The organism is Streptomyces sp. NBC_00988, assembly GCF_045162645.1.
GTDB lineage: Bacteria > Actinomycetota > Actinomycetes > Streptomycetales > Streptomycetaceae > Streptomyces.
On sequence record NZ_CP108730.1, the window covers coordinates 1,269,481 to 1,291,580 of the forward strand.

15 protein-coding genes are annotated in these 22,100 nt (G+C 70.4%); 7 read left to right on the forward strand and 8 right to left on the reverse strand.

Features of this window, described 5'->3' with window-relative positions; genetic code table 11:
• Positions 1–112: 112 nt before the first annotated feature.
• Positions 113–1,042 (forward strand): LysR family transcriptional regulator, encoded by a 930-nt coding sequence (locus OG496_RS06005; protein WP_405969893.1) that lies wholly within the window; start codon positions 113–115, stop codon positions 1,040–1,042.
• A gap of 212 nt (positions 1,043–1,254) precedes the next feature.
• Here OG496_RS06005 and OG496_RS06010 read toward each other — a convergent pair whose 3' ends face one another.
• Positions 1,255–1,926, reverse strand: a complete 672-nt coding sequence (locus OG496_RS06010; protein ID WP_405969894.1) for a chaplin — start codon at positions 1,924–1,926, stop codon at positions 1,255–1,257.
• Positions 1,927–2,259: 333 nt separating this feature from the next.
• Between OG496_RS06010 and OG496_RS06015 the strand changes: the two genes are divergently transcribed.
• Positions 2,260–3,846: an alpha/beta hydrolase gene (locus OG496_RS06015; protein WP_399388730.1), complete on the forward strand. Its 1,587-nt coding sequence runs from the start codon at positions 2,260–2,262 to the stop codon at positions 3,844–3,846.
• 8 nt (positions 3,847–3,854) lie between these two features.
• Here OG496_RS06015 and asnB read toward each other — a convergent pair whose 3' ends face one another.
• The gene (asnB, locus tag OG496_RS06020) at positions 3,855–5,696 is read right to left on the reverse strand and encodes an asparagine synthase (glutamine-hydrolyzing) (protein ID WP_405969895.1); all 1,842 of its coding nucleotides are present in this window, start codon (positions 5,694–5,696) and stop codon (positions 3,855–3,857) included.
• Between the two features lie 309 nt (positions 5,697–6,005).
• A complete protein-coding gene (locus OG496_RS06025) occupies positions 6,006–7,268 on the reverse strand; it encodes an arginine deiminase (protein WP_405969896.1) in 1,263 nt (420 codons plus the stop codon).
• Positions 7,269–7,585: 317 nt separating this feature from the next.
• Between OG496_RS06025 and OG496_RS06030 the strand changes: the two genes are divergently transcribed.
• Both OG496_RS06030 and OG496_RS06035 read left to right on the forward strand, forming a co-directional pair.
• On the forward strand, positions 7,586–8,686 hold the full coding sequence (locus OG496_RS06030) for a chemotaxis protein (protein WP_405969897.1): 1,101 nt from the start codon (positions 7,586–7,588) through the stop codon (positions 8,684–8,686).
• Between the two features lie 94 nt (positions 8,687–8,780).
• The gene (locus tag OG496_RS06035) at positions 8,781–9,806 is read left to right on the forward strand and encodes a Gfo/Idh/MocA family protein (RefSeq protein WP_405969898.1); all 1,026 of its coding nucleotides are present in this window, start codon (positions 8,781–8,783) and stop codon (positions 9,804–9,806) included.
• Here OG496_RS06035 and OG496_RS06040 read toward each other — a convergent pair.
• Positions 9,796–11,823 carry a phosphocholine-specific phospholipase C gene (locus tag OG496_RS06040; RefSeq protein ID WP_405969899.1) on the reverse strand — a complete coding sequence of 676 codons (2,028 nt, stop codon included), beginning with the start codon at positions 11,821–11,823 and terminating at the stop codon, positions 9,796–9,798. The genes OG496_RS06035 and OG496_RS06040 overlap by 11 nt on opposite strands.
• Positions 11,824–11,970: 147 nt before the next feature.
• Complete coding sequence (locus OG496_RS06045) at positions 11,971–12,384, reverse strand: SsgA family sporulation/cell division regulator (protein ID WP_366492257.1); 414 nt, start codon at positions 12,382–12,384, stop codon at positions 11,971–11,973.
• A 252-nt stretch (positions 12,385–12,636) separates the two neighbouring features.
• Between OG496_RS06045 and OG496_RS06050 the strand changes: the two genes are divergently transcribed.
• On the forward strand, positions 12,637–13,797 hold the full coding sequence (locus OG496_RS06050) for an MFS transporter (RefSeq protein WP_405976569.1): 1,161 nt from the start codon (positions 12,637–12,639) through the stop codon (positions 13,795–13,797).
• A gap of 226 nt (positions 13,798–14,023) precedes the next feature.
• Here the strand turns inward: OG496_RS06050 and OG496_RS06055 are convergent, their stop codons facing one another.
• On the reverse strand, positions 14,024–14,965 hold the full coding sequence (locus OG496_RS06055) for a LysR family transcriptional regulator (protein WP_405969900.1): 942 nt from the start codon (positions 14,963–14,965) through the stop codon (positions 14,024–14,026).
• Between the two features lie 71 nt (positions 14,966–15,036).
• Here OG496_RS06055 and OG496_RS06060 point away from each other — a divergent pair, with 71 nt between their 5' ends.
• Positions 15,037–15,924, forward strand: a complete 888-nt coding sequence (locus OG496_RS06060; protein WP_405969901.1) for an SDR family NAD(P)-dependent oxidoreductase — start codon at positions 15,037–15,039, stop codon at positions 15,922–15,924.
• A gap of 145 nt (positions 15,925–16,069) precedes the next feature.
• Here OG496_RS06060 and OG496_RS06065 read toward each other — a convergent pair whose 3' ends face one another.
• The gene (locus OG496_RS06065) at positions 16,070–18,343 is read right to left on the reverse strand and encodes a M4 family metallopeptidase (protein ID WP_405969902.1); all 2,274 of its coding nucleotides are present in this window, start codon (positions 18,341–18,343) and stop codon (positions 16,070–16,072) included.
• A gap of 539 nt (positions 18,344–18,882) precedes the next feature.
• Between OG496_RS06065 and OG496_RS06070 the strand changes: the two genes are divergently transcribed.
• Entirely contained in the window at positions 18,883–20,310 is a 1,428-nt protein-coding gene (locus OG496_RS06070) for a PP2C family protein-serine/threonine phosphatase (RefSeq protein WP_405969903.1), read from the forward strand.
• A gap of 51 nt (positions 20,311–20,361) precedes the next feature.
• Here OG496_RS06070 and OG496_RS06075 read toward each other — a convergent pair whose 3' ends face one another.
• Positions 20,362–21,870: a hypothetical protein gene (locus tag OG496_RS06075; protein WP_405969904.1), complete on the reverse strand. Its 1,509-nt coding sequence runs from the start codon at positions 21,868–21,870 to the stop codon at positions 20,362–20,364.
• Positions 21,871–22,100: the final 230 nt, after the last annotated feature.

Genomic DNA, 22,100 nt, shown 5'->3' on the forward strand with positions numbered 1-22,100 from the left:
CGGGTTCCGGGTCCAAAGCCTGTTTCGCATGCCGCAATACGGATCAGGCATCACACCAGCTCAGAAGCCATTTAGCCGAAGTCTCCCTGATCTCACGCCGTACACTTCAGGCATGACGGACCTGCCCTCTGCGCCCGATCTCGAACTGCGTCTCGTGCGGTACTTCATCGCGGTCGCCGAGCAGCGTCACTTCGGCCGTGCCGCCGAGGCGCTGCACATCACCCAGCCGTCACTGAGCCGTCAAGTCCGGCGACTGGAGGAGCAGTTGGGGGCCCGGCTGCTGGACCGTACCCCGCAGGGCACCCGGCTCACGGAGGCCGGGGAGGTGTTTCTGCCGCGCGCCAAGGCGCTGTTGCGTGCCACGGCCCAGGCCGCCGCCGAGACCCGTGCCGCCGCGGAGCCCAGCCGCCTCACCGTCGGGTACATGGCGAACCTGTTCGTCACGCCGGCGGTGCGCGAGGTGCGGCGCCGGCATCCGGACGCCGAGGTGCACGTCGTACATCTGGCCTACGACGAGACACGCGCCGCCCTGCTCGAACGGCGGGTGGACGCGGTGGTGGCCCGACTGCCGTTCGCCACCGATCAGTTGGAGGTGACGGTCCTCTACGACGAGCCGCGTGTCGTGCTCGTGCCGCTGGACCACCGGCTGGCCGGCAAGGAGTCCGTCACCCTGGACGACATCGCCGACGAACCCCTTCCCCAGACGCCCGGCGCGGACCCGGCGTGGAGCGCCTTCTGGCGCATCGACCCCCGGCCCGACGGCCGCCCGGCACCCGGCGGCCCGGTCATCCGGGTTCTGGAGGACAAGTTCGAGTTCGTCGCGGATGGACAGGCCGTGGCCATCACGGCCGGTCTGCGGCCCGGCCAGACGATCCGTCCCGACATCATGGCGATCCCCCTCCACGGCGTCGAACCGAGTCACGTCGCCCTCGCGACCCGCGCCGGCGAACACAACCGTCTGCTGACCGCGTTCCGCAGGGCGGCCCACGCACTCCTGAAGGCTCCGGCGGAGCAGTCCGAGGAACTCCCCTACCGTTCCTAGGGGTTGGCGTCCTCACAACGCGCCCTGGAGAAGGCCGGGTTCAGGCGTGAGGGCGTTCTGCGGAGCGTCGCGTACCGGGACGGGCGGTGGCGGGACGGGGCGCGGTACAGCATCCTCCGCGGCGACCTGCGCCGACCCATTCGCGCTGGACGACGGAGGCCCCACCGGTCACGTACCCGGTGGGGCCTTCCGTCCTGGTGCGGGTGCTGGGGTCAGCGTCCCGCCCTGGGGCGGTAGCGCCGGTACAGGGCGGCGCCGCCCAGGAGGAGGGCCGCGCTCGTGACGGCGGCCGGGACGGTGCCGTCGGCGCCCGTGTGTGCGAGTGACGCCTCGGCGGCGGGTGGGGCGGGGTGTCCCTTCACCTCCGTCATCGGCTTCGGGCCGGGGTGCGGCTTCGACGGCGTGGGCGGCGCCGGGGTCGGCGGCGCGGGGTGGTGGGGGTGGTCGCCCGAGGTGTTCTCGGAGTGGTTGCCCACGGTCGGGTTGGCGACGCCGACCACACTCACGGAATTGCCGCTGAGGTTCACCGGAAGGTGGATCGGGAGCTGCACTCCGTTGCCGGAGAGCACACCCGGCGAATCCTTTTCGCCGCCCTGTGCGACGGCCCCGCCGTGCGGCCCGCCGGTGTTCTTCCCGCCGCTCCGCCTGCCACCGCCCGCTTTCGCGCCGCCTTCATTGGCGCACGTGTTCCCCGCGGCGGGATTGAGGAGCCCCACCACGTTCACGGTGTTCCCGCACACGTTCACCGGCACGTGCACCGGGAGCTGAATGGTGTTGCCGGAGATCACCCCGGGCGAACCGGCCGCGGCGCCGTCCGCACCGGAATCGGCGAACGCCGGCATCGCCACGGCCAGCGCACCGGATGCGGCGGCGACGGCGATCACACCGTTTCGGGTAACCCGTTTCATAGGGTCCCTGCCTTCCAGAGATGTAGCGAGCACTCACCCGCACCGGATAAAACGCGGGCGCACCATCCGAGTTATGGCTTATCGGCCTTTCACTCCATCGAGCGTCACGGTTATCGAACTACTCATAACGACTCTTCATCAGTCGGATACCACATCGACCGAAAACCGTTAGTAGGAAAACCGCTTTGACCTATTGAAGGGGCGCAGAATACGACACCGATCACCGCTCCGCCCGCCGGGAGGCGGGGCCCGCGAGGCCCGCTTATCGTGATCGCAGGCGCTGGTCACGGCGCGTTCTTGGAGGCATTGATGCTGGCCAAGCTGTCATCGCGGCCCGCGTTCCGGCGGTGCGCGTTCACCGGGGTCCTCACGCTGGCGCTGCTCGGCGCGGGGCTGCCCGCGCTCGCCACGGCCGAGAGCCGGCCGCAGGCCGACCTGTCCCGTTTCTACCGGCAGAAGGTGAAGTGGGCCGCGTGCGAGACCCCGGACGCGCCCAAGGACCTGCAGTGCGGGAAGGTCACCGTCCCGCTCGACTACGCGAAGCCCGGCGGCGGGACGCTCGATCTCGCGCTAGCCCGTTACCGGGCGACCGGGAAGTCGAGGGGGTCGGTGCTGCTGAACTTCGGCGGTCCCGGTGGCGCGGGTGTCAGTGAACTCGCCTCGGACGGCAAGGAGTTCATGGATCTGACGAACGGCTACGACGTCGTCACGTTCGATCCGCGCGGCGTCGGCCAGTCCTCGCCGGTGAGTTGTGGCGAGGGCTCCGACCAGGGCTCGGCCGCGATCGACGAGGACACCACGGAGAGCAGTGATCCGAAGGTCGTCCTCAAGCAGTTGCGGAAGGCGGCCGCCACCTGCGCCAAGTACTCCGGCCCGGTGCTGCCCCACATCGGCACGGTCAACGCCTCCCGGGACCTGGACGTGATGCGCCAGGCCCTCGGCGACAAGAAACTCAACTACCTCGGTTTCTCCTACGGAACGCGGCTCGGCGCGGTGTACGCGGCCCAATTCCCCAAGAAGGTGGGCCGGTTGGTGCTCGACGGCGTCGACACCCTCACCGAACCGCTCTCCGAACAGGGCATCGCGGGCGCCGAGGGACAGCAGACGGCGCTGGAGGACTTCCTCAACTGGTGCGTCCAGGACATCGCTTGCCCCTTCGGGACGGACGCACGTGAGGCGCCGGACCGGGCCGTGCACCTTGTCCGCTCGCTCGACCAGGACCCGGTGCAGACGGACTTCGGCGACGGGTTCTCCGGTCAGGACCTGGTGGGCGCCATCAGCCAGGCGCTGTACAGCAAGCAGATGTGGCCGACGCTGGAGCGGGCCATCGCCTCACTGGTGGAGGACGGCGACACGCGCGCCATCATGGCGTTCTCGTCGGGCGGCACCGGTCTGCCCCACCTCGGCGGGGGCGGCGGGATCGTCGACGCCCAGGACGTCCCGCTCGACAACCTCCCGGCCGCGCTGATGGCCATCAACTGCGCGGACGACCCCGACCGCCCCACCGCCGAGCAGATCACCAAGAACCTGGACGGCCTGCGCGCCCGGTACGAGGAAGCCTCACCGGTCTTCGGCCGCTACCGGCTCACCGAGGTGCTGATGTGCTACGGCCGCCCCAAGGGCACCGACTACATCCGCGACGACGTCAAGGACGTGCACGCGGCGAAGATGCTGCTCGTCGGCACCCGGGGCGACCCGGCGACGCCGTACCGCTGGACCGTGGAGACGGCCCAGCGGCTCGGTTCCTCGGCTGTGGTGCTCGACAACAAGGGTGAGGGCCACACCGGTTACGCGTCGTCCAAGTGCGTCCACACCAAGGTCGACGACTTCCTGCTCTACGGTTCGCTGCCGGCCAGCGGGAGTTCGTGCCAACCGGACAGCACGGTGGTCCCCTGAGGGACGGTTCAGCCGAGGGCGATCTCGGGCTTGTAGAGGTCCATCCAGAGCGCCAGGTCGAGGGCGCGTTCCAGGCCGCGGCGGCCCGCCTGGGTGCTGATGGGCGCGTCCCGGTGGGCGGCCTGCCGGAGCCTCTCGCGGTCGACGAGGTCGAAGACCGGGTGGGAGGGCCGGGCGAGGAGGTCCTTGGCGTGGTCCTGGAGGGCGACCGCGTACTTGGGGTCCTGCGTGGACGGATAGGGGCTCTTGACCCGGTCGTAGACGGACTTCGGGAGGACGTCCGCGGTGGCCTCCCTGAGCAGGGTCTTCTCCCGGCCGTCGTAGGACTTGAGGGACCAGGGGGTGTTGAAGACGTACTCGACGAGCCGGTGGTCGCAGAACGGGACGCGGACCTCCAGGCCGACGGCCATGCTCGCTCGGTCCTTGCGGTCGAGCAGGATGCGGACGAAGCGGGTGAGGTGGAGGTGGCAGATACGCCGCATGCCGTACTCGAAGTCGCTTTCCCCGTCGAGGCGTTGGATGCCGGCGACGGCGGCGCGGTAGCCGTCCGCGATGTACGACTCGGTGTCCAGGGCCTTGGTCAGGTCGGGGCGCAGGACGTCGGCGTCGTCCCCGAAGTGCCGGCCGAACCGCACCAGCCAGGGGAAGGTGTCGGCGCGCCTCGCCTCCTCGTCGAAGAACTGCAGGTATCCGCCGAAGACTTCATCGGCGGACTCGCCGGACAGGGCGACGGTGGACTGGTCGCGGATGGCGCGGAACAGCAGGTAGAGCGAGGAGTCCATGTCGCCGAAGCCCAGGGGGAGATCGCGGGCCCGGAGCATCTTCGCGCGGACGTCGAGGTCGGCGAGGGCGTGCGGGTCGAGCACGATGTCCTGGTGGTCGGTGCCCGAGGCGCGGGCCACGTCGTGGACGTAGGGCGTGTCGGGGGTGCCGCGCAGTTCGTCGGCGACGAAGTTCTCGTTCTGGCCGACGAAGTCGACGGCGAAACTGCGCACCTTCTCGCCGTGCTCGGCGAGTTGGCGGGCGGCGATCGCGGTCATCGCGGAGGAATCGAGGCCGCCGGAGAGCAGGGTGCAGCGCGGTACGTCGGCGACGAGCTGGCGGCGCACGATGTCGTCGAGGAGTGTGCGGACGGCGGCGACGGTGGTGTCGCGGTCGTCGGTGTGCGGGCGTGTCTCCAACTGCCAGTAGACGCGCCGCCGTAGACCCGAACGGTCGACGGTGACGACGGTGCCGGGCTCGACCTCGCGCATGCCGTCCCAGATGGCGTGTCCGGGTGTCTTGATCATGGTGAAGAGTTCCCGCAGGCCGTCCAGGGTGACCCGTGCGCGGGCCAGCGGGTTGGCGAGGATCGCCTTCGGTTCGGAGCCGAACAGGACGCCGTCGGAGGTCGGGTGGTAGTAGAACGGCTTGATGCCCATGCGGTCGCGGATCATGACCAGTCGGTCGCGGCGGCCGTCCCAGATCGCGAAGGCGTACATGCCGTTGAGGCGTTCGGCGACCGCGTCGCCCCATTCGAGATAGCCGTGCAGGACGACCTCGGTGTCGGAGTCGGTGGTGAACCGGTGTCCCCGGTCGGTGAGTTGGCGGCGGAGTTCGGTGAAGTTGTAGGTCTCCCCCGAGTAGACGAGCGCGACCGTGCCGTCCGCCGTGTCGACGGTCATCGGCTGCCGGCCGCCGGGCAGGTCGATGATCGCGAGCCGGCGGTGTCCGAGGGCCGCGGGACCCTGGACCCAGGTGCCGCGGTCGTCCGGGCCGCGGCAGGCCATCGTCTCCGTCATTGCATCCAATGTCGCGGCCTCGGTGCGCAGTTCACGGTCGAAGGAGACCCAGCCGGTGATGCCGCACATGCGTTACCTCCTGCGTTCGGTCCGCCGGATGAAGGTCTCCCACCTGTGTGTTCTCACACGCCCGACCCGCACCCGCCGAACCAGTTGTATCCAGCACCTATATGACGAGCGTGTGTCACACCCACAGGGCCGGTCAACATGCCCGTAACCTGAACGGCCTTGCCACCCCCGGGTTTTCGGCCGCGCTTTGCGCTCCCGAGATCCACGGACCGGGTCTCCACCGGGTGGCTCTCGTCAGGAATCGGCCACGGGCAAAGAGTTGACCAACATCCCTGCGGCGCCCGCGACTTGGCGCGACGTCCCGCGGCTTCAGAACTCCACGGGGTCCCGCACGATCGGGCAGGTCATGCAGTGCCCGCCGCCCCGGCCGCGTCCCAGTTCGGCGCCGACGATCGTGATGACCTCGACGCCGGCCTTGCGCAGCAGGGTGTTGGTCTGGGTGTTGCGGTCGTAGGTGAAGACCACGCCCGGCTCCAGCGCGACCGCGTTGTTGCCGCTGTCCCACTGCTGGCGTTCGGAGGCGTAGGCGTCACCGCCCGTCTCCACGACACGCAGTTCGGGCAGGCCGAGCGCCTTGGCGACGACGTCGGTGAACGGGGTCGGGCCCTCGTCGACGATGTCGATGCCGGGGCCCTTGTCGGCCGGACGCAGGGAGAAGGTGTGGACCGCGTCCATGATGGCCGGGTACAGGGTCACCAGGTCGCGGTCGGCGAAGGTGAAGACGGTGTCCAGGTGCATCGCGGAACGCAGCTTCGGCAGGCCGGCGACGACGACGTGCTCCGCTGCGCCCAAGTCGAAGAGGGCCTTGGCGACTTGGGTGATGGCCTGGCGCGAGGTGCGTTCGCTCATCCCCATGAGGACCACGCCGCTGCCTACGGGCATGATGTCGCCGCCCTCGAACGTGGCCTGCCCCCAGTCGAGTTCGGGATCGCCCCACCAGACGACGGAGCCCGCGAAGTCCGGGTGGAAGGTGTAGATCGCCTTCATCAGCAGGGTCTCGCCGTGCCGGGCGGGCCAGTAGAGCGGGTTGAGGGTGAGGCCGCCGTAGAGCCAGCAGGTCGTGTCGCGGGTGTAGAGGGTGTTGGGCAGGGGCGGCATCAGGTATTCGCTGACGCCGGTCGACTCACGGACGAGGGCGACGAAGTCCGTGCGGTAGTCGTCGGGGAGGTCGGTGGTGGCGAGGCCGCCGATCAAGTACTTGGCCAGTTCGGCCGGTTCGAGGCTCTCCAGATAGGCGCGGGTCGCGTCGACCATCCCGAGGCCGACCTCGTTCGCGACGATCTTCCGGTCCAGGAGCCAGTCCTTGGCGGCGGGGATCGTCATGGTCTGGGCGAGCAGCTCGTGCAACTCGACGACGTCGACGCCGCGTTCGCGGAGTTCGTTGACGAAGTCGGCGTGGTCGCGCTGGGCGTTCTCGACCCACATCACGTCGTCGAAGAGCAGGTCGTCGGAGTTGGTCGGGGTGAGCCTGCGGTGGGCCAGACCGGGCGCGCAGACCAGCACCTTGCGCAGCCTGCCGACCTCGGAGTGGACGCCGTACTCATGTCGGCCGACGGTGTCTTGACCGGTCACGGTGCACGCACCTTTCCAGAGGTCGGGGGCGAGGCCGGAAACGAGGCCGGAGGCTGATCCGGCCCGGCGTCGGGGCGACGGCCCGCGCGATCAGGGCACCTGACACCCGTGCCTCCCCCGTGAGCCGGCGCGGGACGGAGCGCGGCCCCGGCTCCGACCATGGTGGTCGGCGGCGGCAGGGGCAGCTCGGCGGCGGAGGTTCGCGGGAGATTCGTGGCGGCCCGAGCCACGCGAGGGACCTTAGCAATCAATTGCCCCGTTTGCCTGGCGGGCTTCCCCCATATGCCCCATCCGCCAATCGGCCCTATCGTGCTGTTATGGAGCACGCACTGAGTCCCGCCACTCTCACCGAACTGCGGCGCCCGCGCCCCTACCCCGCGGTCTCCGTGCTCACCCCGACGCATCGTCGCGAGCCCGACAACGCCCAGGATCCGGTCCGGCTGCGCAATGTGCTGGCCGAGGCCAAGAAGCAGCTGGAGGCCGATCCCGCGGTTCCCCGGGAGCGGCGCATCGACGTGTCCCGTCAGCTCGACCAGGCCCTCGCCGAGGTCGATCTGGCGCACGCCGAGGACGGTCTGGTGATCTTCGCCGCGCCGGGCGAGCACCAGGTGTGGTCCCTAGCCAGGTCCGTGCCGGAACGTGTGGTCCTCTCCGACACGTTCCTCACCCGGAATCTCGTCTCCGCGCAGGCCTCCGAGCGCCCGTTCTGGGTGCTGTCCCTCGCCGCGGACCGGGTCACGCTGTGGAACGGCGGCGTCGACCGGGTCGTCGAGAGTCACACCGGCGGCTTCCCGCTGACCCGCGACCACCGGGACAACTTCGACGCCGAGCGCCAGGAGCGGATCGGGGACATCCCGAGCACCTTCCGCGACGAGGACACCCGCCACTTCCTGCGCGAGGCGGACACCGCGATGTGCCGGATCCTGCGCGAGCACCGGCGCCCGCTCTACATCACCGGCGAGCAGGCGGCCCTGTCCGCCTTCGACGAGGTCGGCAACGCGACCAAGGACGCGGTGCACATCGCGCACGGCGGCCTCGCGCACGGCACACCCGACGCCGTGTGGCAGGCCGTACGGCCGCTGGTCGACGCCGAGGCCCGCAAGAACACCGTCACCGTGACCCGCGAGCTCGAATCCGCGCGTGGGCGCAAGGAGTTCGCGGCCGGCGTCGACGAGGTCTGGCAGAACGCCCGCGAGGGCCGGGTCCGGCTGCTGGCCGTCGAGGAGAACTACCGCGTCACGGTCCGCGACGACCACGGCGACCATCTGATCCCGGCCGACGGCAGCGATCTCGACGCCCGCGAGGACATCGTGGACGAGATCGTCGAACAGTGCCTGGAGACGGGCGCCGACGTCCGCTTCGTCCCCGACGGCACCCTGAACGACGCGGACGGCATCGCGGGCGTGCTGCGCTACTGAGCCCACCTCACTGCCACGTCCCGCACATTCCGGAGGCCCCCTCCCCCTACGGCGTACGCTACGGCGTGATCGTCGACGGAGAGGGAGTGCACACGTGAGTGACCTGCTGGGCGTGGCCGTGCTGGGTGCGGGACACATGGGAGCCGACCACATACGACGCCTCGACCAGGTGGTGAGCGGCGCCAGGATAGCCGCGGTGGCCGACCCCGACACGGATCGCGCCAAGGCGGCAGTGGCCGGGCTGGACGCGGTCACGGTGCACGAGGACGCCGTGGCCGCGCTGGACGCCCCCGGGGTCGAGGCGGTCCTCATCGCCTCGCCGGGTCCCGCGCACGAGGAGGCCCTGCTCGCGGCCTTCGCGCGTGGACTTCCGGTGCTGTGCGAGAAGCCCATGGTGCCCGACTCCGTCGGAGCGCTCCGGGTGGTGGAGGCGGAGGCACGCCTCGGGCGGCGGCTCGCGCAGATCGGGTTCATGCGGCGCTACGACGCGGAGTACCAGGGCCTCAAGTCCCTGCTGGACAGCGGGCAGTTGGGGCGTCCGCTGATGCTGCACTGCGTCCACCGCAATGTGTCGTCGCCGCCGTACTTCACCTCGGCGATGCTCATCGACAGCTCCGTGTCGCACGAGATCGACGCGGCCCGCTGGCTGCTCGGCCAGGAACTCACCGCGGTGACCGTGCTCAGCCCGCGCTCCTCGGCGAACGCCCCGGAGGGTCTGCTCGACCCGCAGCTCGTGCTCTTCGAGACCGAAGGGGGCGCCCTGGTGGACGTCGAGGTCTTCGTCAACTGCGGCTTCGGCTACCAGGTGCGCTGCGAGGCCGTGTGCGAGGCGGGCAGCGCCCGGATCGGCGAGGACCGCTCGATGGTCGTCACGACCCGGGGCAGCGCCCACGAGGACGTGCCGCTGGACTACCTCGTCCGGTTCGCCGACGCCTACGACCGCGAGGTGCAGTCCTGGGTCGACGCCACCCGGCGGGGTCTGGTCACCGGCCCCAGCGCCTGGGACGGCTACGCGTCCTCCGCCATCGCCGAGGCCGGGGTCCGGGCGCTGGAGAGCGGTGGCCGGGTGGCCGTCGGACTCGCCCCGCGCCCGGAGCTGTACACCGACGTCAGCCGCTGACGCTCGCCGCGCCCGACTCCAGGTGCCCGGTGAACCGGCGCGACCAGGTCGCGTCGGAGTCGACGGTCACCGTGAAGTCGTACCAACCGCCTTGATTCGCCACGGCGTTGAAGAAGTCCTCCGTCGACGCGCCCGCGGCGACCGTGTAGGTCCACGGTCCGTCGCCGCGGTAGTGGTTCGAGGTGATCGTGAACTTCACCGACGCGGCGGACGAGTTGGTCATCTTGAAGTAGACGGCGAGCTTGCCGGTCCCCGACTCGACGGCGTAACGGGTGCTCACCTCAACGGACTTGCCCGCCTTCGTCGCGTCGCCCTGGAAGCGGCGCAGGAAGCGGTTGGGGCCGACCATGCTGAGGTCGTACTTACCGCTGCCGTAGCCCGTACCGATGTTGAAGTAGTCGGAGGCGGTGCCGCCCGGGTCTACCGTGTACTGCCAGGGCGTGGTGTCGCGGTAGACGTTGGGGTGGATGGAGAGGTGGGCGGCGCTCTTGGCGGCGCCGCCCTGGTTGGACATGGCGAACCAGGCGAGGATCTTGCCGCTCGACCCGAACTCCAGGTGATCCAGGTACCCGTTGGGCTGGTACGGCAGCGCGCGGGCGGGCCGGGTGCCGGTCTCCTGCGCGGGCAGGGCGTTGTCCGTCGGCACCGGGTTGGGCAGCGGGCCGCAGGTCGAGATGCCGATGACGCTGGTCGCGGGCAGGGACACCGCGCCGTAGACCGGGTTGGCGAAGTCGAAGACGCCGGTCAGGTCGCCGCTGACCTTGCGGCGCCAGGTGCTGATGTTGGGGCAGGCGGCGGGCTTGCCCAGAGTCGAGGTCCAGGTCTCCAGGAAGCGCAGGACCGAGGTGTGCTCGAAGACCTCGGAGGAGACCCAACCGCCGCGCGTCCAGGGCGAGATGACGATCATCGGGACGCGGAAGCCGAAGCCGTAGGGCACGCCGTTGAGGAACTCGCCGTCGGTGCCGGCGGGCGGGGCGGGCGGCGGGACGTGGTCGAAGTAGCCGTCGTTCTCGTCGTAGTTGAGGAACAGGACGGTCGAGTCGAAGACGTCCGGGTCGGCGGCGAGGGCCTGGTAGACGAGGCCAATGAAGTGGGCGCCGTCGCCGGGCGGGGCGTAGGGGTGCTCGGAGAACGCCTGGTTGGGGACCACCCAGGAGACCTGCGGGAGCGTGCCCGCGAGGACGTCGGCCTTGATGGCGGCCGCGATGTCGTCGGGCGTGGAGCCCGTGGTGGCGGGGACGGAGGACATGCCGCGGTCGTAAAGGGGGCTGCCCGCCTTGGAGTTGGCGAAGTTCTTGAAGTAGGCGCAGCCGTTGTCGCCGTAGTTGTCGGCCCCGTTCTGGTAGACCTTCCAGGTCACTCCGGCGTTCTGCAGGGACTCGGCGTAGGTCTGCCAGGTCAGGCCGGACTCGTCACCGCCGTCGTAGCTGGAGGAGTCGACCTTGCCGCTCCACAGATAGGTGCGGTTGGGGCCGGTCGCGCTGAGGGTGGAGCAGAAGTAGGCGTCGCAGATGGTGTAGTTGTCGGCGAGGGCGTAGTGGAACGGGATGTCCGAGCGGTCCAGGTAGCCCAGTGAGCGGACATTGCCCACGCCCGAGACCCAGTTGTCGAGGCGGCCCTTGTTCCACGCGGAGTGCTGCGATGACCAGGAGTGCGGCAGGTCGCCGTTGCACTGGGCGAGGGTCTCGCCGTCCTGGCCGCCCGCGGCCGGGGTGGCGCTCAGCTTCCACGGGTACTGACGGCCGCCGCCGTTGGGCTGGTCGAAGACCGGGTAGCCGCCGCTCAGGGTGATGCCGCTGCGGTCGTCGAAGCCGCGGACGCCCTTGAGGCGCCCGAAGTAGTGGTCGAAGCTGCGGTTCTCCTGCATGAGGATCACCACGTGTTTCACGTCCGAGATCGTGCCGGTCGCCGCCGCCCGCTGCGCCGCGACCGCAGGCCGTGCGCCGGTGCCCATGGCCATGCCCGCCGCCACGGTGGCACCGAGCCCCACGAAGCCTCTTCGGCTGATCGCTGTCATTCGCCCCACCCTCGTCACAGGCGTGCCCGAGCGGCACACCGCGCGCAAGGGTGCACGGGGTGATCGCCAAGGTCCATACCGGGACGGTGAGATGGAGGTGAACAAAAGTCAAAGTCGCCTTCAGGGCGCCGAGTCGCCCTCGACCGCTCACACGCTCCCGAACAGGGCGCTCAGCCCCCGGTCGACGACCGCGTCCATGTCCTCCTGCCCGGTGGCCACCACTTCGTAGGTCCGCAGCAGGAAGCGGCGCAGTTCCGGGGTGTGGAAGTGGAGCAGGGCGAGTCCGAACGGCGAGTGGAACTCCAGCACCGTGCGGGCCCGGCCGCACGGCCACAGGTGCACGTCACCGCCGCCGGCCGGCCTGCGCAGCCCCTCCTCCAGCAGCGACCGGGCGAAGGTCCAGGTGACGCCCTCGCCGTCGAGGGAGACCTCGGGCGGGAAGTCGAGGTGCACGGCCAGCGGGTCCGAGGCGAGGTAGCGGAGCGTGGCGGACACGGGAATCTCCGTGTCGTCCGCCGTGATCAGCCGGGCTCGGGTGGGCTGTTCGAGGGTGATGTCCATGGTCGGTCTCCACTGCGGGTGTGAGGTCGGCCGGATTGCCGTGTGCCTGTACGACCTCGCAGGTGCCCTTTGCATTACGCGGAAGCCCGAACGAGTTGATGTGACCTGCGTCACTCCGCCGTCGATGCGTGGGGCTGCCGGTGAATTCGTTTGCGACGGGACGGGCGGGTCCGGTGAGGTGGGCTCATGGACGGGGCACCGGAGCAGGCGCGACGAACTCGGTGGCAGAGGTCGGCGGTGCTCGCGGCCCTGATGCTGGCCGCCTTCACCTTCAACACCGCGGAGAACCTGCCGATCGGCCTCCTGGAACTCATCGCCGACAGCCTGCGGGTCTCCGTGTCGGCGGTCGGACTGCTGGTCACCGGTTACGGCGTGACGGTGGCCGTCGCGTCCGTCCCACTCGCCCACGTCATGCGGGGTGTGGCCCGGCGCCATGTGCTCACAGCACTCCTGACGGCACTGGTCGCGTCCAGTGTGATGGCGGCCCTGGCCACGTCGTACTGGCTGCTCCTCGCGGCCCGGCTGCTGACTGCACTCGCCCAGGCGCTGTTCTGGGCCGTGATGGGACCGGTCGCGGTGGGCCTGTGCGCGCCCGAGGTCCGGGGGCGGGTCATCGGCGCACTGTCCGTCGCCGGTTCGCTGGCCCTCGCCCTCGGGGTGCCCGCCGGCACCTGGCTGGGCCGCCGCGAGGGCTGGCCCGTACCGATCGCCGTGCCGGCGGCCCTGGGGCTGATGTCCCTGGTGACGATCGCCGTCCTGCTGCCGACCTCACGTCCGGACGAGGAGCGCGCCGCCTACGGCACGCGTCCCGACGTCCGCAGGTTCGCCACCGTACTGGCGGCGGGGACCCTGTCCGCCACGGGGGCGTTCGCGGGATTCACGTACATCGTCACGTTCCTCGGCGACGTGACGGGCTTCTCCCCGGGCGCGGTCGGCATCCTGTTGGTGGTGTTCGGCGTCGCGTGCCTGGCCGGGGTGACCATCACCGGGGCGGTCCTCGACCGCTTCCCACAGGCGGCACTGAGCACCGCCGTCGCCACACAGGCGGTGGGCATGCTCGGCCTCTACGTGCTCGGCACCCATCGGGTGGCGGCCGTCGTGTTCCTCACGCTGATGGGCGGTGCGCTCGGACCGGCGTTCATGACCGCCCAGAACGCGATGCTGCACTGCGCACCGGGACGTACGGACATCGCTCTCGCGGCCAACTCCGGTTCCTACAACGCGGGTATCGCGGCCGGCGCGGCGCTCGGGGGGCTCGTGCTGCGGCTGGCGGATGCGCGGGGGACGTTCCTCGCCGGGGGGTTGCTGACCGTGGGGGCTTGCGCGGTGTTGATGGGGGCGTGGGTAGAGGGGCGCGGGGCAACGTCGGCTGGACAGCGCCATGTTGGGGAGGAGGAGCGGGTCGGCGGCTGACCAACTCCCTCTCGTACGGGCACCGTAGCCAGGACGAGGGCCCGCACGGTGCGCCGGCATCGATCGCGGCGGGACGGAGGGAACAACCCGCGGGTACATCTCTCGCTGGCGAGCTGCTGACCGCCGGTTCCTGCTAGGTGCCGCTCGGCGCGCGGGTTCTGGGGCGCGGACCAACGCCCGCCCGACAACGCCGAGTTGGGAAAGCCGGTCGGGACGACCGAACCACTCACTCCTCTGCTGGTGTCGTGCTCGGCGTGTAGGCGTCAAGGGCGGCGAGTCGGAGGGCGGCTGCCACGCGGGTGAGTGCTTCGGTGGGTGGGTGTGGGAGGCGGGCGAGGAGCAGGCGGCGTTGTTCCTGGGGGCCGCCGCGTACCGGCAGGACGCGTACGCCCGGCGGAACTGCCGGGGCGAGGGAGCCTGTCACCGTGGTCAACCCGAAGCCCGCCGCGACGAGTTGGAGCTTGGCCAGCCAGTCGCGGGCGGTGTGGACGATCTCGGGGCGCTCGTCCAGGCCCGGCCATACGCCCATCAGGCGGTCCTCGCCGGAGGAAGGGCTCGCGATCCAGCGCTGGCCGCGCAGGTCGGCCACGTCGATGTAGTCGCCGCGGGCCAGTGGATGTGTGGCGGGCACCGCTAGGTACAGCGGGCGCTCGGTGAGCGTACGCAGCTTCAGCGGTGGTGACTCGGTGTCTGGCGGCCGGAACGGGGGCGCCGACGCCAGCAGCGCCAGGTCGAGGCTGCCGGCGCGCAGGGCGCGTACCAGGGCCGGGGTGCCGCCCTCCCGGCTGACGACGTGCAGGTCCGGGTCGCTGCGCCGCAGGGCGGCCAGGGCGCGGGGCAGCAGGACCGCTCCCGCGCTGGGGAACCAGCCCAGGCGGACGGTCGCGGCCCCCGGCGGCAGACCGGACAGCTCGCGCGCGGTCGCGCCGATCTCGTCGAGTACGACCGTCGCCCTGCGCATGACGATCCGGCCGGCCGGGGTCAGCCGTACGCCGTCGCGGCGCCGTTCGAGCAGTTCAGTGCCCGCGGCCCGTTCGATCGCGGCGATCTGGCGGGACACCGCGGACTGGGTGTAGCCCAGTGACGCGGCGGCCGCGGTGAAGGTTCCCTGTTCGGCGACCGCGCGGAAGACGCGCAGCGCGGTGAGTGACACATCCGTGAAGTCCATGACGATCACGCATGCTAGCGGTGCGTAAGTCTCGTTGGACGCACAGCCGGCGGGTTCCTACCGTGGCAGTCATGAACGTTTCGCGCATCGCCCTCGTCACGGGCGCCAACCAAGGACTCGGCCGCGCCCTTGTCGAGGGCCTGGCCGCCCGCCTGGGCTCCGACGACCTGGTCCTGCTCACCGGACGCGACGAGCGGCGCGTCACCGACGCGGCCCACGAGGTCGCGAGCCTGCCCGGCACCCGCAGCCGCGTCGAGGGCCGAGTCCTGGACGTCACGGACACCGACGCCATCACCCACCTGGCCGACGATCTCCGGCAGCGCTACGGCGGGGTCGACATCGTGATCTCGAACGCCGTGGCCCGGGTGCTGCCCGGGGAGTCGCAGGCGGCGCGCGCCGACGAGTTCATCGACGTGTCCAACACCGCCACCCACGCACTGCTGCGTTCCTTCGGTCCCGTCCTGCGCCCGGGCGGCCGCTTCCTCGTCGTGGCCAGCAGCCTGGGCACCCTCGGGCACCTGGACCCCGCGCTGCACGAGCTGTTCGACGGCGCGAGCCTGGACCAGGTCGAGTACGCCGTCGAGTCCTGGCGCGGCGCCGTCCACCACCGGACCACCGCCGAGGCGGGTTGGCCACTCTGGCTGAACGTGCCCTCGAAGGTGGCCCAGGTCGCCGCCGTCCGCGCGGTTTCCGCCGAACGCCGCGAACACGACCTCGCGACCGGCACGTTGGTCGCCTCGGTGTGCCCGGGCATGGTCGACACGGACACCTCCCGCCCCTGGTTCAGCGACTTCAGCCAGGCCCAGTCCCCGGCCGAGGCGGCGGGCCCCGTCCTCGACCTCGTTTTCGCCGAGCACGTCGACCCCACCCACTACGGCGAGCTGGTGCGCTTCGGCAAGGCCCTGGACTGGTATGGCGGCACACCGCCGGTGGAACAGGACCGGCTGATCACACCGTGACCGCGGGACGTCGTACAACTGGCCGATCATGCCGATGGGTTCTGGCCGCGCCTTCGTGCACACCGGCGCGGCCAGAACCAACTCGGGCTGTCAGGCACCGAGTCCGAACCCCTCAGCCCCCAACTGCGGGGCTAGACAGCTTGGTTCACGGAGTGAGCTGCCACTGCTCGATGTAGCCGACGTCGATCGCCGCGTGGTCCTGCACCCTCAACTTCCAGGTGCCGTTGACCGGTTGGGCGGAGGTGTCGACGGTGAAGGTCTGGTCGACGTTGTCCGCGGAGCCGCCGGAGCGGTTCAGCAGGGAGTAGACCGTTCCGTTCGGGCCCACGAGGTCGACGGTCAGGTCGCCGCGGTAGGTGTGGACGATCTTGACGTAGACCTGGGTGGTCGCCGAGGCGTTGCCGTCGCGGCCCGTGACCGTGATCGGGGACTCCACGGCGGCGGCGTTGTCGGGGATGTCGACGCGGGTGGCGCTGGCGTAGATGTTGGCGATCCGCCAGCTGAAGGCGGCGGTGGCGGTCGCGCCCGTGTCGTCGGTGACGGTCACCGTGACGTCACTGGTCCCCAGGGTGGTCGGGATCCCGGAGATCAGACCGGTGCTGCTGATGGTCAGTCCGTCGGGCAGTCCCGTGGCCGAATAGGTCAGGCCCGCACCGGAGTTGGTGGTGTACGCGTCCGTCTGCAGGGACACGGCCTGGCCGACTCCGCTGATCTGCGCGGCGACCGGGGCCACGTTGACGCCGAGCGCGATCCGGCTGCCGACGTTGATCGCCGCCCACGCGTCCGCCACGGCGAGGTAGGTCGGGCTGTAGGCGCCGAAGAGGTCCGCGGCGGCCTGCAGGGTCGCGGTGCGGGCACCGGCGTAGTTCGTGGACGAGGTCATGTACGTGGAGAGCGCCCGGTACCAGACCTTCTGGGCGTTGTCGATGCCGATGCCGGCGACGGGCACACCGTCGTAGGTGGGGCTGTCGTAGGCGACCCCGTTGACGGTCTTCGCGCCGCTGCCCTCGGACAGCAGGTAGAAGAGGTGGTTCGCCGGGCCCGAGGAGTAGTGGACGTCGACGCTGCCGAGCGTCGAGCTCCAGTAGTCGCGGGACGCGCCGTCCTTGGAGGGCTTGTCCATGTAACGCAGCGGTGTGCCATTGCCGTTGATGTCGATCTTCTCGCCGACCATGTAGTCGGGGACGTCGGCGGGCAGGTTCTCGTGGAACTCCACCGCGGCGGCGAAGATGTCCGAGGTGGCCTCGTTGAGGCCGCCCGACTCACCGGAGTAGGTGAGGCCGGCGGTGGCGGCGGTGACGCCGTGGCTCATCTCGTGCGCGGCCACGTCCAGCGCGGTCAGCGGGTGGGTGTTGCCCGAGCCGTCGCCGTAGGTCATGCAGAAGCAGGTGTCGTCCCAGAACGCGTTGACGTAGTTGTTGCCGTAGTGGGCCCTGCTGTAGGCGGCCACTCCGTCGTTGCGTATGCCGTTGCGGCCGAAGACGTCCTTGTAGTAGTCCCAGGTCGCCGCCGCGCCGAACGCGACGTCCACGCCCGCGGTCTGCCGGTTGCTCTGGGTTCCGTCACCCCAGACATCGTTGTCATCCGTGAAGAGGGTGCCGGTGCCGGAGGTGCCCTGGTTCAGGTCGTAGGTGCGGTGTCCGGCGCGGTCGCCGTCGACGAGCTGGTACGTCGAGCCGGAGAGCGTGGTGCCGAGCGGGACCGTTCCGTTGAACTGGCCGGTGCCGGTGCCCGTTTCGATGCCCTGGTACTGGAAGACGGCCTTGCCGGAGTCGGCGTCGGTGATCACATGGAGTTCGCTGGGCGTGCCGTCGTCCTGGAAGCCGCCGACCACCGCCTCCCAGGCGAGGACGGGCTTGGCTCCGGCGGCCCAGACGACGAGCCGGGGGGCGCCGTCGAGCTGTGCCTTCTCGCCGCCCGCCTTGGACGCTGCCGCGAGCGCCTTGGTCTTCACCGTCGCCGACGTCACGTTCGGGGTGATGTCCGGCAGGGCCAGGTCGGCCTTCGCGGCCTTCGTGACCGTGAGACGGCCGCTCTTGGCGTGGACGACCAGGTCGCCGCCGAGGACGGGCAGTCCGGCGTACGTCCGCTCGTAGCGGGTGTGGGTGGTGCCGTCGGCGTCCTGGCTGACGTCCTTGACGACGAGCTTCTCCTTGGCACCGAGGCCAAGGGTCTTCGCCGTGCTCTTGACGGCCGTGCCCGCGCTCTTGAGGAGGGCGGCGTGCTTCGACGGCGACAGCGCGGCGGGGGCCGCTCCGGCCCGAGGAGTGGCCAGGATCTTCGCGGCGGCGGTGTGCCCGCCGGGAGCGGCGGAGGCCGCACTGGTCTGCATACCGGCGGCCAGCAGGGTGCCGACCGCGGTGAGCACGAGGGCTGCGGTGAATCTGGGGTGGTGCGGATAACGGTCATGCCGGGTCAAGGCGTTCTCCTTATGTGGGGTGGTCGGACTCGGTGGAGTCCTGGAGAGCGGGTCGGGCCGGGGTACGGCCGTCCGGCGGGCGCGCGGGTGCGGGGAGGAAGGGTGAGGGAGGAGTGAACGCTCGGTGAGCGTGGTGCACAGCAGCGTGGCACCACGCTCACAGAATTGTCATGGCTATAACAAAGCAAAGTCTCAAAATGACTGTTGCGTCCTGCGGATCACTCGCTTGAGCGACACTTTTCAGCCTCACGCCGGGCGCCGGCGCCGCACGGGAACGGCCGACCGTCGAACAGGTGGTTGAATGACGACCCGGAAGGGTAATCAGTCCTTCAACTCGCGTACGGCGCATACGACTTGCCCCACCAGGACAGCCGCGCCACGAGCACGGCACCAGCCGCCCGTGAAGACGCTGGCATATGCCAGAAGCACCACCGGATCGTGTGTTGCCAAATCCCTTACAGGGCGTCGCAGCCTGTGCGACAGTCGTAACCGGTCCCTCCATCCGCCTTGGTCGTACCGTCCCCGCATCGGAGTGCGTCATGCCGTCCCACCTCTCTGCGGACCGCCCCGCCGCCCAGCCGCCCGCGCGCGGCTCGGTCGACGCGTTGATATCGCAGGCGCGGCGGCTCATGGGCGACGTGGACGCCGTACGACGGGACGCGCAGCACGACGGTGCGGACCCGCGCGAGCGGTGGCAGCGGGCGCTGTGCGACCTGGCGCTGCATCAACTCAACGACCTCGACGAGCACTTGGCCCAGTTGCGGGACGGCCCGCCGCCCGTGCCGACGGCCGTGGAAGCATCGCTGACCCCGACTGCCGTACCGGAAGCGCCTCGTGACGACTCGCTGCTCAGCCGGGTCGGCAGCGCGGAGTGGAATCTGCTGACGGACGAGGCGAGTTGGTCCGGGGAGCTGTATCAGATCCTCGGCCGTGACCCGGCCGCTCCCCCGCTCACCCTGGACGAACTGCCGTCCCTGATCCTCGACGAGGACCGGTCGGCGCTGACCGCGATGGTCACGGACTGTCTGATCGACGCCAAGCCGATCGACGGCGAGTTCCGCATCGTCCGGCCCGACGGCACCGTACGGACGGTGCACATGATGGGCGAGCCCGTGCTCGACGCCGACGGCGGCACCGCCTCGATGTGGGCCGTGCTGCGGGACGTCAGCGAACTGCGCCGCAGCCAGCGGACGGTGAGCGAGACCCGTGACTCGCTGCAGCTCCACCGGCACCACGCGCAGACCGAGCGCCGGCTCGCGGTCGAGCTGCAGGAGGCCGTGCTGCCGCCGTGGCGTGGCTCCCTGCGGCTCCCGCACCAGGGGCCGGAGACACTGGACCTGGCCGCCCGCTATCTGCCCTCCTCCACGAGCGCGCTGATCGGCGGCGACTGGTACGACGCGCTCCAACTGTCGGACGGGGCAACGCTGTTGAGCGTCGGCGACCTCACCGGACACGGTGTCGCCGTCACCTCGGGCATGGCGATGCTGCTGGGCGCCCTGCGCGGCATGGCGATGGCGGGCACCGAGCCCGGTCAACTGATGTCCTGGCTCAACCAGTTGCTCGACGCCACCGTCCAACCGGCCCTGGGCAGCGCGGTGTGCTGCCGCTACCGGCCCGAGACCCGCACCCTGGCGTGGGCGCAGGCAGGACACCCCGCCCCACTGCTGTTCCGCGGCGGGACGGGGCGCGTGCTGAGCGCACCGGACGGCGTCCTGCTCGGCGCCACCTCGGGAGCGGCCTACGGACAGGCCGAGGAAACCCTCGAAGCGGGCGACGTACTGCTGCTGCACACCGACGGACTGGTGCCGGGGCGCAGTGGAGAGGCCGCCGTGCGCCAACTCCTGGACCTGGCCCCGCGGTTCGGCGAGGCGCGCACCGCACAGGACTGCGTACGGATGGTCGTGGAGGAGTTCGGCGACACCGAGCGCGCGGACGACGCGTGCGTGCTCGTCGCCAGGACGACCTGAGAAAGAAGCGGTTGCACGCACTCCTTGTGCGGAAGGAGCCGTACAAACCCCTTATGCCTGTGCGCTGTTGCCACCCCTGGCCCGCGGGCTCCTCGACTGTGTCTTCGGCAGCGCGAGTGCGATCTCCTCCCGCAGTTCGTGGATCTTCGGATAGCCCGCGTACTGGGCGGTGAGCCGGTACATCTCGCGCAGCCGGTCCCAGGTGCGGTGGGAGGAGTTCGAGCCCATCGACGCCAGGGCCAACCGCGCGTACCTGTCCGCCTGTTCGGGGTCGTCGGCGATGAAGCAGGCCGAGGCCATCGACAGGAAGTCGAAGATCTTCGACCGCTGCCGTCCGTCGACCCGCAGCGCCAGTGCCTTCTCCGCGAAGTACTGGGCGTGCACGGCCGCTCCGGGCTCGTGCTCGGCCAGGGTGCGGTAGGCCAGGGCCTGCATGCCGTAGAGATCCTCCTCCTTGAACGTCTGCATCCAGCTCGGGGGCGGTACGTCGCCGCGGTCGGAGACGAAGAGGTCCTCCGCCCGGCCGAGGGTGCGGCGCATGGCCTGGCCCTTGCCCATCGACGCCTGTGCCCAGGCCTCGATGGTGAAGAGCATCGCCTGGGTGCGCGGCAGCACCTCGTCGCCGGAACCGGTCTTGGCGAGTTTCATGAGATCGAGTGCGTCGTCGGGCCGGCCCAGGTGCACCATCTGGCGAGCCGCCCGTGAGAGCGCCTCCCCGGCGCGGGGCCGGTCGCCGCCCTCACGGGCCGCGTGGGCGGCGATGACGAAGTACTTCTGGGCCGTGGGCTCCAGGCCGACGTCGTGCGACATCCAGCCCGCGAGTACGGCGAGATTGGCGGCGACGCCCCACAGGCGCCGCTGCACATCGGCGGGGTGCCGGTAGGCGAGCATGCCGCCCACCTCGTTGAGCTGTCCCACCACGGCCTTGCGCTGCAGCCCGCCGCCGCGGGCCGCGTCCCAGGCGCGGAACACCTTGACGGACTCCTCCAGTTCCTCGATCTCCTGCGACCCGATGGGGGCGGCCTCGTAGCGGTCGAACCCAGCGGGGTCGGCGTGCAGGGGATCGTCGAACCTGGGAGTGTCGGCGGAAAGAGTCGGATCGGAGTGCAGCCATGCGTACATGGCGCTGCTGAGTGCGGAGCCTGCGGCGAGCGCGGCGCCCGCGCCCACCAAGCCGCGTCGGTTGAGCATGAGGTCCATTCCCGTGAATTCGGTGAGGACCGCAGCAGTCCGTTCGGGCGCCCACGGCACACCGTCGGGATGTTCCACACTCCCGTCGTCGGGCCGTTTTCCCGTACGCCCGTGCCGGACCAGACCGAGGTCCTCGATGGTCACGACACGGCCGAGACGCTCGGTGAACAGAGCCGCCAGCACCCTCGGCACCGGATCGCGCGGGATCTCTCCCGTGTCGATCCAACGCCGTACCCGCGAGGTGTCGGTCGACAGCTGGGGGTGGCCCATGGCCGCCGCCTGCCGGTTGACCCGCCGCGCGAGCTCGCCCTTGGACCAGCCGGCCAGGCCGAACAGGTCCGAGAGACGGGAGTTGGGTTGTCCGTTCACATCAAGCCCCCAGGTTCTCGGCTGACTTGAACATAGCCCGGCGCGGGTTGCCGGGCGACTATTCGCCAGGGTTCGCCAGGGTCCGCCAGATGGTGTGCCACTGCGCATCTGGTGTCAGGTAGGAACGCGCCACCCCGACCCGGTCACCGAGGGACACTCCCCAGGGTGCACCCGTGGGACCGGGCCGGGCAGCGCGCTTGTTTGGACAGGCACTGCAGGCACACGAAGGG

What these genes read in the sequence shown, in the direction of transcription:
- OG496_RS06060 (WP_405969901.1), top strand. Translation starts at nt 15,037, where the DNA reads ATGAACGTTTCGCGCATCGCCCTCGTCACGGGCGCCAACCAAGGACTC.
- OG496_RS06015 (WP_399388730.1), top strand. Translation starts at nt 2,260, where the DNA reads ATGCTGGCCAAGCTGTCATCGCGGCCCGCGTTCCGGCGGTGCGCGTTC.
- OG496_RS06070 (WP_405969903.1), top strand. Translation starts at nt 18,883, where the DNA reads ATGCCGTCCCACCTCTCTGCGGACCGCCCCGCCGCCCAGCCGCCCGCG.
- OG496_RS06050 (WP_405976569.1), top strand. Translation starts at nt 12,637, where the DNA reads ATGCTGGCCGCCTTCACCTTCAACACCGCGGAGAACCTGCCGATCGGC.
- OG496_RS06030 (WP_405969897.1), top strand. Translation starts at nt 7,586, where the DNA reads ATGGAGCACGCACTGAGTCCCGCCACTCTCACCGAACTGCGGCGCCCG.
- OG496_RS06005 (WP_405969893.1), top strand. Translation starts at nt 113, where the DNA reads ATGACGGACCTGCCCTCTGCGCCCGATCTCGAACTGCGTCTCGTGCGG.
- OG496_RS06045 (WP_366492257.1), bottom strand. Translation starts at nt 12,384, where the DNA reads ATGGACATCACCCTCGAACAGCCCACCCGAGCCCGGCTGATCACGGCG.
- asnB (WP_405969895.1), bottom strand. Translation starts at nt 5,696, where the DNA reads ATGTGCGGCATCACCGGCTGGGTCTCCTTCGACCGTGAACTGCGCACC.
- OG496_RS06040 (WP_405969899.1), bottom strand. Translation starts at nt 11,823, where the DNA reads ATGACAGCGATCAGCCGAAGAGGCTTCGTGGGGCTCGGTGCCACCGTG.
- OG496_RS06055 (WP_405969900.1), bottom strand. Translation starts at nt 14,965, where the DNA reads ATGGACTTCACGGATGTGTCACTCACCGCGCTGCGCGTCTTCCGCGCG.